The sequence below is a fragment of the Phaeovulum sp. genome (assembly GCF_041596715.1).
Lineage (GTDB): Bacteria > Pseudomonadota > Alphaproteobacteria > Rhodobacterales > Rhodobacteraceae > UBA6213.
The window spans coordinates 1-10842 of record NZ_JBFHIA010000093.1; the positions used below are offsets into that span (position 1 = coordinate 1).

Here is a 10842-nt window from a genome sequence, read left to right on the forward strand (position 1 = left end):
ATGCCGCCACGCTAGCGCCTGACGCGGACAGCGCAGCCGCAACCGATTTGGCCACAGCACCAACTGCACCGACAAGCGAAGCAGCCGATGTGGGCGCGGCCGACGAAACGACCGCTACCGCAGCCGAGCCTGAAATCGTGCCGATCGCGCCTGTGCCGACGGTTACGCCCGAGGCTGTTGCGGTGGCACCAGATGTGGCTGACACACCGGATTCTGGCACTTCGACCGCAGTTGAAGTGCCCGCCACAGACATTTTGCCGCCAACCGATGCCAACGACGAGGCGGTTGCGGCAAACGAGGCGGTGCCGCCGGTCGAAGCCGCAGCACCGCTGGCGCTTCCCGCGGGGCTGCCGCCAAGCCCCACAGGCCCCGCCGAACCTGAAGCTCTAATCGCAGCCGAACCTTCAGGCACGGGCGAAACCACGGCAGAACCCAGCGACAGCGCGCTTGTCGCCGCACTGCCACCGATCGACGTTCTGCCTGCGCTAAGCGGGGCCGAACTTGCGGAAATGGCGCGCAGCGCGCTGCAAGACGTGCCCACCGCCACTGAACCGCTTGGCACGAGCGCGCTGGCGACCGAGGCGCTGCCCATCATCGCCTTGCCACCCTTGGCGGCACTTGCAAGCGATCCTGCGCAAGATGCACCCGAGGTCGCGGCAGAGTCGAACGCCGCTTTGGTGCCGACTGTCGAGGGCACACCGATGCCGGGCGGCTTTACCCTGTTTGCCGGGCGGCCAGAGAACGCACCCGGCGAGCGGCCCACCACCATCGAAGCCGCAGCACGGCAGACACAGGCGGCTGCCGAAGCGGCTATCGCCGCCGAAAGAGCCGCGCTTGCCGCAGCGCGCCCGCAACAGCGGCCGGTAACAGAAGCACCCGCCACTGCCGAACCCGTCGACCCTGCTGAAACGGCACCCGTTCTTCTGCCCACAACAGACCCCGATGCGGGGCTTGCCCCCGAAGCGGGTGCCGAGGCGGCGTCGGACGTGGCCTTGGCGGCACCCGCCTCGGCCCCGCTTACCGCCGAGCAAATCGAACTGGCTGCGCGCCGCCCGACCGCGCGCCCGGAAACCATCGTGGCCACCGTTGCCGCCACCGCAGCCGCGCTCGCGGCCGAGGAAGAACGGCTTGCCGCAGCGCTTGCCAGCGCCACGCAAAGCGCAGTCGCCACTTCGCCCCGCCCGGCTGCGCGGCCACGCGCCGTCAGCGCCGCTGCCGCCGCAGCGCTAGAGCGTGCTCTCACCGAAGCGATTGCGGCCCCTGCCCCGCAGCCCGAGCCGGCAAACGATCAGGGCGTTGAAACCGACGAGCCAGAAGTGCCCGATGTGGTCGCGGCTGGTGCCACGCCTACATCCGTGGCACAGCAGGCTACCGAGACAAATGTCATCGATCTTAGCGAACTGACATTGGTGGGCCTGTTCGGTTCGTCTGGGGCGCGCCGCGCGCTGCTGCGCCTACCGTCGGGGCGGTTCCAGACCGTCGAAGTTGGCGACAGGGTGGACAATGGGCAGGTGGTCGCCATTTCTGAAACGCAGATGAGCTACGTCAAAGGCGGCAAGACCATCACGCTCAAGCTGCTGCAAAGCAACTGATAAAACCGGCACCAATGCCGCCGATAATGCACAACGCCGCTTGTGCAGTGCCGGGCATGCGTTAACTTTGATCCACGGATCGGACTCGGCGCATTGCGCGGCGGGCAGGGCCTTTGGGGGCATATGGACAGTTTTCTCTATCAAGCGACGCTCTATCTGGTCGCGATGGTCATCGCGGTTCCGGTAGCAGCGCGGCTCGGGCTTGGCTCGGTTCTGGGTTATCTGTTGATAGGGCTTTTGATCGGGCCGGTCATCGGGCTGACAGGCAGCGCTATGAGCGATTTGCAGCATATCGCCGAGTTTGGCGTGGTGATGATGCTGTTTCTGATCGGGCTGGAATTGGAGCCCCGCGCGCTTTGGGCAATGCGCGGAAAACTGGTGGGCCTTGGCGGTTTGCAGGTGCTGGGCACATTGGCGGCAATTGCCGCAATTCTGATACTCTCGGGCCAAGGCTGGCGCATTTCGATCGCGCTTGGCATGATTTTCGCGCTTTCGTCTACCGCGATCGTGCTGCAAACCATGACCGAAAAGCGGCTGATGCAGACCGCAGGCGGACGGGCCAGTTTTGCCGTGTTGCTGACGCAGGACATCGCGGTGATCCCGATGCTGGCGCTGATGCCGCTTCTGGCCCTGCCCGGCGCGCGTCTGGTTGCAAAAGGCGACAACGAGGCCGGCGCGGTGGGCGATTTTCTGCAAAGCTTGCCGGGTTGGGGGGCGGCGCTTTCCACCTTTGTTGCCGTCGCGGCGGTGGTGTTGGGCGGGCACTATCTGGTGCGCCCATTATTTCGCTATGTGCACGCCGCCAAGCTGCGCGAAATCAACACCGCGATGGCACTGATGATCGTGGTGGGCATCGCCTCGCTGATGAACCTCGTGGGGCTTTCGCCCGCGCTTGGCACCTTTCTGGCAGGGGTGGTGCTGGCAGACAGTGAGTTCAAGCACGAGTTGGAAAGCAGTATCGAGCCGTTCAAGGGCCTGTTTCTAGGGATGTTCTTCATCACGGTCGGCGCGGGTATGAACTTTGCGCCGCTGATTGCGGCACCTGCCAATATCATCGGGCTGGTGCTGGCGCTGGTGGCGCTGAAGGCGGCGGTGCTTTATATCCTCGGCGTCACTTTTGGGCTGCAATCGCGCGATCGGTGGCTTTTCACACTGGGGCTGGCACAGGCGGGCGAATTCGGCTTCGTGCTGATTTCCTTCGCGCTCAGCCAGCGCATCCTGCCAGAATCGACCGCGCAAAAGGCGCTGCTGATCGTGGCCTTGTCGATGCTGATCACACCGATCCTGTTCATCGCGCTCGACTGGCTAGGGCGGCTGCAAAAGACAACCGAGACCGCCCCCCCCGACACGATCGAGGCGCAAGGCCCGATCATCATTGCCGGGGTCGGGCGCTTTGGGCAGGTGGTCAACCGCATGGTCACGATGTCGGGCTTCAAGACCACCGTGCTCGACAATGATCTCAAGACCATTCAGCTGATGCGGAAGTTCGGCTTCAAAGCCTATTTCGGCGATCCGACGCGCCCCGATCTTCTGGCCTCTGCTGGGTTGGCGCAAGCCAGCGTGCTGGTGATCTGCCTTGATGACTATGCCGCCTCAACCCGGCTGGCGGCCTATGCCCGCAGTGTTCGACCCGATCTGCACATCATCGCCCGCGCCCGCGACCGCGTGCATGTGTTTGAACTTTACCGCGCCGGGGCCGATGACATCGTGCGCGAGTTGTTCGACTCGAGCTTGCGTGCGGCGCGCTATGTGTTGGAAAACATCGGGCTTACCGAGTTTGAGGCGGCAGAAGCGCACCGCATATTCTATAAGCTAGACCGCGAGGGGCTGCGTGATCTGGCGCAGGTCTGGAAGCCGGGCGTTCCAATCGAGGAAAACGCTCAATACATGGAACTGAGCCGCACGCTCAATCGCGATATGGAAAACGCGCTACTGGTGCGGGACCGTTCGATCCCCGTGGGCGCGCCATCAAGCCTGCACGAGCCGGACTGATCACACTTCTGTGAAGTTGATCCAAAGCAGGTGCAGAGCGACCGGGCTGCCCTATCTCGGGAAGATGTTTCAGGGAGAGTAGAAATGGCGCGAGTATTCGACTTTGGGGAAGTGGTCGAGGGTTTTCCGATCCGCGTGGTGAACGAGCGTGAAGCGCGCGCCGGTGCCGGCATCCTGTTGTTCTTCGGGATGTTTGCCTTTTCTCAGGCGTTCCTCAACGGTTCGTTCACGATGACGCGCATGGTGATCTTGGTGTTCGCGCTCGACTTTGCTATTCGCGTACTGGTTAACCCGCGATTTGCCCCCAGCTTGATCCTCGGGCGCTACATGGTGCGCAAGCAAGCCCCCGATTACGTCGGTGCCGCGCAAAAGCGCTTTGCATGGGGCCTGGGGCTCGCAATCGCGCTGTTCATGATTGGCTGGAACCTGATCGGCAATATGGCGGGGCCGGTTGCACTGCTGGGCTGCGTCACCTGCATCCTGCTTTTGTTCTTCGAAACCTCGTTCGGCATCTGTGTCGGCTGTGCCATCTACAACTGGATCTGGCCGGGTCAGGCACAACTTTGCCCCGGCGGCGTGTGCGAAGTACCCGGCCCGCGCCCCGAAATCACCCGGTTGGGCTGGGCGCAGGGTGGCGTCGTCGCGGCAACTCTCGCCGCGATCATCTTCGTCTCACCAATCGTCGCGGGAATGCAAAGCCCCGGCTACTTCGGGCCGGGTGCCCACGGCACAAGCGGCCCCGTCGCGGTTGCCGACGCGTCAGCGGCCTGCGAGGCACCCGCCATCGCGCGCTTTATCGGCATGGAGGCGCACTGGCGCGCAAGAAACGGCTGCTAGATTTCAGCTGCTTCGCGCCGCCGGGCGAGTTCGCGGTATAGCGCCTCGCGGCTGACGCCAAGCTCGACCGCAAGGCCGTGCCATGCGCCCCGCGGCGGCAGCCCGCGCTGCTTCCCAAGCCAGCCGTCGAGACGATCACTGACCGTGCGCAGACTGCGCAGTTCCGCCCGCAGACGCGCGACTTGCACCGTCTGCGCCAACCCTGCGGCCCAAGCGCGCATCGTCTCTGTATCGCTTTCGAGTCGGTTGTGAAAATCGCCAAGCGGCAGCAACGCCACCCGCGCGCCGTCGCCAGCGGCAACCGCATCGCACTGATACTGCGTGGCATAGGCCGATGCTTCGGAAACGACTGCGCCATCATGTGCCTGTTGCAGCACAATTCGGCCACCGCGGCGCGCAATCCGTTCCAGCACCACCACGCCTTCACGCACAAGCACCATCTGCGCAACAGGATCACCAGTGCGAAACAATACCTCACCCGGCGCGAGGCTGCGCTCGGGTGAACCATCGAACATGCGGATCACGGAACGCTGCATGACCGCTCCCTGTCGGTGAAAAGATAAAGGCCGCAGTTGCTATTCTGCGGCCCAATTGATTTTTTGTGATCAGGCTGCGCGCGTAACCAAAACATCTTCAACGCGCCGGGCAGCACCGCGCTCATCTGTGCCCGAAACGGCGGCGACTTCGCGGGTCAGCCGCTCCAGCGCCGCTTCGTAAAGCTGCCGCTCGGAATAGCTTTGTTCGCGCTGGTCATCGCTGCGGTGCAGGTCGCGCACCACCTCGGCGATCGAAAGCAGATCGCCCGAATTGATCTTTTGCTCGTATTCCTGAGCCCGACGCGACCACATGGCCCGCTTGACCTTGGCCTTACCCTTCAACGTTTCGAGCGCCTTTGAAACGACATCGGGCGACGAAAGCGAGCGCATGCCGATGTCGAGCGCTTTGTGCGTGGGCACGCGCAGGGTCATCTTGTCCTTCTCGAACGAGATCACGAACAGTTCAAGCCGAAGCCCGGCAATCTCTTGTTCTTCGATCGACATGATCTTGCCGACACCGTGTGCCGGGTAAACCACAAACTCGTCGGGGTGAAAGTCGTTCCGTCTGGCTTTGTTCATTCGGGCACATCCTAGCAGCGGGCGACCCGAACCATGCCTTCGCACAAATAAAACCACGCGAAGGCAACCGCCCCTCGTCGCAGATTAAATGTAGTGAGACTTCCCGTAGTCGAGCAGCGCCACGGGGGTGTGGGTAGTCCTCGTTTTCTATGTAACAAGTATATAGCACAAAAAAAGTGCTATTCAAAGTGCCGCAGTGCGGCACAGCTGTATCTAAAGCGATTCAATTCCCCAAAACGCGCGGAATATGGCCTGTGACAGGCTCAGTCGCCCTCACCGGGTTTCGGTGAAAAGAACTTTTCCAGCTTGCCCGATTCTCCGTCATGCGCCTCGGCGTCGGGCATCGGGTCCTTGCGCCGGGTTATCACCGGCCAGATCTCGGCATATTTGCGGTTCAGCTCGACCCAAGGCTCCATGTTCGGCTCTGTATCGGGGCGAATCGCGTCGGCGGGGCATTCTGGCTCGCACACGCCGCAATCGATGCATTCGTCGGGGTGGATCACCAACGTGTTCTCGCCCTCGTAGAAACAATCGACCGGGCAGACCTCGACGCAATCCGTGTATTTGCACAGGATGCAGTTGTCGGTGACGACATAGGTCATGGTGTGCCCTCGCAGTATATCGGCTTGCCGTTACCTAGCCGCGACGCGCGGATCATTCAAGCGGCTCTTGGGCAGCGGCAGGGACAGGTGACGAGAGGTCAGAAAAAAGCGTGGCGGCCTCGGATGCTGGTCCGCGGCGGGTGCCGCAATCAAGCACGCGCACCACGCGCACCCCAGCGGCCGAGCGCACAGTAAGCACGTCGCCGGGCCCGATGCTGCGGCCCGGCCGGTCGCATCGCTGGCCGTTGATGCGCAGGTGCCCCGCGCTGACCAATGCCTGCGCAAGGGTGCGCGTCTTTGCCAGCCGCGCATGCCAAAGCCACTTGTCGAGCCGTATCCGGGCGCAAGCGCCCGGAGCCTCGGTCATTTCGGGTCGCGCAACTTCGCCAGAATCGCAAAGGGACTATCGGGGTCCAATTTGCCTTCGCGCGGCGGATGCGCCTCATAGACCCGCGGGCCTTCATCGCGGCGCGGTGCGGGTTTGCCGTTGCGGCCCTCGTAGGGTTTGCCCTGACGGCGCTCACCGCCAGCGGACTTGCCGTCGCGGCGCTCGCCACCTTGCTTGCCATCGCGCCGCTCGCCTGCGGGCTTGCCTTGCGGTGCGCCATCGCGGCGCCCCCCCTCGGCGGCCTTGCCTGCCCCTTCTTGGCCACGACGCGGCCCATCCGGGCGGCGCGAACGTGCGGGTCGAGCAGCGGCGGCCCCTTCGGCGGGGGCGGCAACAGCCCCTGCCTCGGCTTGTCCTTCAGCCGCCACAGGCGCACCGGCCGAAGCCGGCTGCGGGCGCCGACCACGGCCACGGTTTTCGCCGCGGGGTGCCCCGCCTTCGCGGGCGCCTTGGCTTTCGCCGCGCGGATGGCGCGGGCGCGGTGCCCAAGCAAAGGTATAAAAACTTTCCATTTCGGGCGCTGCAACCTCGGCCTCGCCTTCTGCGCCCGCCTCGGCCTCCACCGTGGCGGCCGCAGCCATCAGCGAAACCTCCTCCGGGATCGGGTTGCCCGAGGGGTCAGGCGCGGGCAGCACCACTACGGGTGCTGCGGGCTTGGTCTTGACCCGCTCGCCCTTTTCAGCGCGGTATCCCAGCCCTTCCATCAACTGTGCGAACTGATCCAGTGTCATGCCCGTGATCGACAGCATCTCTGGTGCGGCCTCAAAACCGGCCCTGCTGTCTTGCGCGCGCAAAAGGTCAGCCAGCCGTTCCAGCATATCGATGCGAATCGCGCGAGCGCCTGCCGGGTGATAACCCGCCAGCGTATAGTCGCGCCGCGGCAGCTCTGGCAGGAAGGGAATGGTCACCAGACCAGCAGGCGGGCTTTCGGGAAACCGGTCAAGCCCCGCCCAAAGCGATGCCAGCACCAGCCGAAGCCGCGTGGCCGCCGGTTTCAGCAAGGCCTGCTGAAAGATGGTGAACTGGCCAAAGCGCACACCATGCTTGCGCAGCGCGCCGCGGGCCTCTTGGTCAAGCTCTTTGACTTCGGCAGCCACGCCTTCACGCGGCAACACGCCTAGCGCCTCGACCAGCCGGAAGGCAAAACCGCGCGCAAGACCCGTCAGCGCCTCGTCACGGCTCATCGCCAGAAGCGGTTCGAACAGCGTCGCCACCTTGCGGTCGATGAAATGCTGCAACCGACGGCGAACCTTTTCGGCCACCTCTTCGCCCGCTTCGTCATCGACAAATGCCTCGACCGAGGGGCGCAGCACATCGGCTCCGCGCACCAGCTTGCCCACCGCAAGCGTGCCCCACATCAACCCACCCTGTTCGGTGAAGTCCATCTCGGTGTCCGGCGCGTTGTAAAAGCGATCCGCCCGCAAATGAAACTCTGGCCGCAGCGCCTCATAAGCCGCCCGCGCCAGCATCCGCGCCTCGTCGCTCGACGAGGTCGCATCCTGACGGAAACGAAAGCCCTCCAGCCGCCCGACAAACTCGCCTTCTACGCTCACGTCACCCTTGTCGTTCACCTCGGCCACGAGGGTCTCCTTCTGATTGAGCCGGCGCAGCAAAACAGATGTGCGCCGGTCCACAAAGCGTTGCGTCAGTGCCGCGTGTAGCGCGTCCGACAGTCGGTCTTCTACAGCGCGAGTCTCGTTACGCCAATGACTTTCATCATGCACCCAACCACGGCGCTGTGCGACATATGTCCAAGTGCGAATGAAGGCGAGGCGCTTTGAAAGCGTATCGATGTCGCCCTCGGTGCGGTCGATGCGCGCAATCTGGCCCGCCAACCAGTCCGAAGGCACGTAGCCCGGGTCTTGCAGAAAGCCGTGGATGCGCGCCAGCAAAAGCGCGTGCTCGGTTCCCGAAACGGATCTGAAATCGGGGATGCGGCAGACATCCCAAAGCAGACGCAGGTCCGAAGGATGCCCAAGCCGCGCCCGCACTTCTGGCACTTCCGCAAGTGTTTTCAAGGCGATAACATCATCGGCTTCGCGCCCGCGTTGCAACCATTCGTTTTGCGGCGCAACTTCAAGCGAGGCGATCAGGCGCTCGACCGAACCAAACTCCAGCGCCGGATTGCGCCATTGCAGGCGCTGGATAGGTGCAAAGCGGTGGTTCTCGACAGCGTCGATCAAGCCGTCATCAAAGGGTCGCGCATCGCCCGTTACGCCGAAGGTGCCGGGCTGGGTATGACGCCCCGCGCGCCCGGCGATCTGCCCGATTTCGTGCGGAAAAAGTTTTCGCATTCGCCGCCCGTCGAACTTGGCCGTGGCAGAAAAGGCGACGTGACCGATATCGAGGTTCAGCCCCATGCCGATCGCATCGGTGGCCACGAGGTAATCGACCTCGCCATTCTGATACATCGCCACCTGCGCATTGCGCGTGCGCGGCGAAAGCGCGCCCATAACCACGGCGCAGCCGCCCTTCTGACGGCGCAGCAGTTCTGCTACCTCGTAGACATTCTCAACCGAAAACCCCACGATCGCACTGCGCGGCGGCATCCGGTTTGTTCTTTTCGAACCAGACCAAGTCAGTGTCGAAAACCGCTCTCGGCGCGCGAACTGCACGCCGGGCACCAGTGCCGCAATCGCGCCACGCATCACTTCAGAGCCAAGAAACATCGTCTCGATCAACCCGCGCGCATGCAGCAGCCGATCGGTAAAGATATGGCCGCGCTCGGGGTCGGCGCAAAGCTGGATTTCGTCCACCGCCACGAAGTCGGCACCAATCTCGTTGGGCATCGCCTCGACGGTGCAGACCCAATAGGCAACCCGCTCTGGCACGATCCGCTCTTCGCCCGTGATCAGCGCCACCACCGAAGGCCCACGCGCCTTGACGATCCGGTCATAGACCTCGCGCGCCAAAAGCCGCAGCGGCAAGCCGATGACGCCGGTGCGATGCGCCAGCATCCGCTCGATCGCATGATGCGTCTTGCCGGTATTGGTCGGCCCGAGAACCGCCGTAATCCGCCCAGCGGCCATTGCCCCGCTTCCTTGAGTTCAGAGGCTGACGCCCGTGGTCTCGCGCGTTAGCCGCGCTATCGCTTCCATGACGTCGTCCTGATGCGGGTTCAAGTCCAGCGAGGCACGATAGGCCACCAGCGCCGGTTCGTTCTTTCCGACATCTTCTAAAATCGCACCCAGCCCCGCAAGCGCCAACCAGTGCCGCGGTTCCAGTTGCAGCGCGCGCGCCAGATCGGCAAGCGCCAGCCCGATATCGCCGGTTTGAAAAAACGCCACCGCGCGCAGATGCCAAGCCTCTGCGAAATCAGGGGCGTGGTCCGTAAGTGCGGTCAGATGTTCGATCGCCAATCCCGGATCGCCCGCATCGATCGCCGCCTCGGCACGCTTGTATAGCAGGTCCATCGCAGCGGACCCTGATTGCGACCACAGGCGGCGAATATCGGCCTCGGTGCGCCGCCATGTACGATTATCGGGGTCGGCCAATTCTGCGAAAAGCGCGCCCATCTTATCGTCGCCCGGCACCAGAACGCGAAGCTCCTGCGCACTCAATGGCAGCGTCAGCAGCGCCACCACCAAAGGTGCCGCAACGATCTGTTTGAGCTTTGCTACCAATCCGCGCATAAGTTGAACCTAACGCATTCGCGCCGAATTGCGAGTGCAAGTCGATCACATTTGGAGGAAGCCAATGAGCGAAGTCATCGAGACAGCCGTGAAGTTGCTGGGCGAAAAACTGGGGGGCAGCTTTAGCGGCGTGGCGAAGTTCGTCATCGAAGGCGAAGGCGCGATCGTTGCTGATTCCACTGGCGTGCGTGCAAGCGACGACGAGGCCGATGTCACACTGACCGCCAGCGCCGAAACCTTTGAGGGCATGTTGACGGGCGATCTAAACCCGACCGCCGCCTTCATGACCGGCAAGCTCAAGATCGATGGCAACATGGGGCTGGCGATGAAGCTCGCCTCTGCGCTGGCCTGACCCGTGCAAACCGCACCGCTTTTCGCCGGGCTCGCGCAAGGCCCGGCGGGCGGGCAGGCCTTCTGGCTTGCCGCCGCCGATGGGGTGCGATTGCGCGCAGCACTCTGGCGCGCAGGCGGGGCGGGGCGCGGCACGGTGCTGCTGTTCCCCGGCCGCACGGAATATATCGAGAAATATGGCCCCGCCGCCGCCGAAATGGCCGCGCGCGGCTATGCCACGCTGACCATCGACTGGCGCGGCCAAGGCCTTGCGGATCGGTTGCTGGATGACCCTCTACCGGGCCATGTTCTCGACTTCGCTGACTATCAAAAAGATGTCGCGGCACTTGTGGG

10 protein-coding genes and 1 pseudogene are annotated in these 10842 nt (G+C 63.6%); 5 read left to right on the forward strand and 6 right to left on the reverse strand.

All coding sequences use genetic code 11. From position 1 onward, the window contains the following. The 3 genes and pseudogenes from ABY403_RS08120 to ABY403_RS08130 form a co-directional block, all read left to right on the forward strand. Positions 1 to 1592 (forward strand): annotated as a pseudogene (locus ABY403_RS08120) (hypothetical protein); the annotation flags it as partial. A gap of 123 nt (positions 1593 to 1715) precedes the next feature. Further along, positions 1716 to 3584 carry a cation:proton antiporter gene (locus ABY403_RS08125; RefSeq protein ID WP_372840275.1) on the forward strand — a complete coding sequence of 623 codons (1869 nt, stop codon included), beginning with the start codon at positions 1716 to 1718 and terminating at the stop codon, positions 3582 to 3584. An 84-nt stretch (positions 3585 to 3668) separates the two neighbouring features. Then, complete coding sequence (locus ABY403_RS08130; RefSeq protein ID WP_372840276.1) at positions 3669 to 4421, forward strand: DUF4395 domain-containing protein; 753 nt, start codon at positions 3669 to 3671, stop codon at positions 4419 to 4421. On the opposite strand, the gene ABY403_RS08135 is transcribed toward ABY403_RS08130, so the two are convergent. The 6 genes from ABY403_RS08135 to ABY403_RS08160 form a co-directional block, all read right to left on the reverse strand. After that, positions 4418 to 4957 carry a Crp/Fnr family transcriptional regulator gene (locus ABY403_RS08135; RefSeq protein WP_372840277.1) on the reverse strand — a complete coding sequence of 180 codons (540 nt, stop codon included), beginning with the start codon at positions 4955 to 4957 and terminating at the stop codon, positions 4418 to 4420. The genes ABY403_RS08130 and ABY403_RS08135 overlap by 4 nt on opposite strands. Positions 4958 to 5026: 69 nt before the next feature. Then, a complete protein-coding gene (locus ABY403_RS08140) occupies positions 5027 to 5536 on the reverse strand; it encodes a CarD family transcriptional regulator (RefSeq protein WP_372840278.1) in 510 nt (169 codons plus the stop codon). A gap of 263 nt (positions 5537 to 5799) precedes the next feature. Continuing rightward, complete coding sequence (gene fdxA, locus ABY403_RS08145) at positions 5800 to 6138, reverse strand: ferredoxin FdxA (RefSeq protein ID WP_372840279.1); 339 nt, start codon at positions 6136 to 6138, stop codon at positions 5800 to 5802. Between the two features lie 52 nt (positions 6139 to 6190). Next, positions 6191 to 6505 (reverse strand): RNA-binding S4 domain-containing protein, encoded by a 315-nt coding sequence (locus tag ABY403_RS08150; RefSeq protein WP_372840280.1) that lies wholly within the window; start codon positions 6503 to 6505, stop codon positions 6191 to 6193. Further along, positions 6502 to 9555: a helicase-related protein gene (locus tag ABY403_RS08155; RefSeq protein WP_372840281.1), complete on the reverse strand. Its 3054-nt coding sequence runs from the start codon at positions 9553 to 9555 to the stop codon at positions 6502 to 6504. The genes ABY403_RS08150 and ABY403_RS08155 overlap by 4 nt, the downstream gene beginning before the upstream one ends. Positions 9556 to 9573: 18 nt before the next feature. Beyond that, positions 9574 to 10158: a tetratricopeptide repeat protein gene (locus ABY403_RS08160; protein WP_372840282.1), complete on the reverse strand. Its 585-nt coding sequence runs from the start codon at positions 10156 to 10158 to the stop codon at positions 9574 to 9576. 64 nt (positions 10159 to 10222) lie between these two features. On the opposite strand from ABY403_RS08160, the gene ABY403_RS08165 reads away from it, so the two are divergent. Both ABY403_RS08165 and ABY403_RS08170 read left to right on the forward strand, forming a co-directional pair. Beyond that, positions 10223 to 10510 (forward strand): SCP2 sterol-binding domain-containing protein, encoded by a 288-nt coding sequence (locus tag ABY403_RS08165; protein ID WP_372840283.1) that lies wholly within the window; start codon positions 10223 to 10225, stop codon positions 10508 to 10510. Between the two features lie 3 nt (positions 10511 to 10513). After that, on the forward strand, positions 10514 to 10842 hold a 329-nt coding region (locus ABY403_RS08170; protein WP_372840284.1), incomplete at its 3' end, for an alpha/beta hydrolase.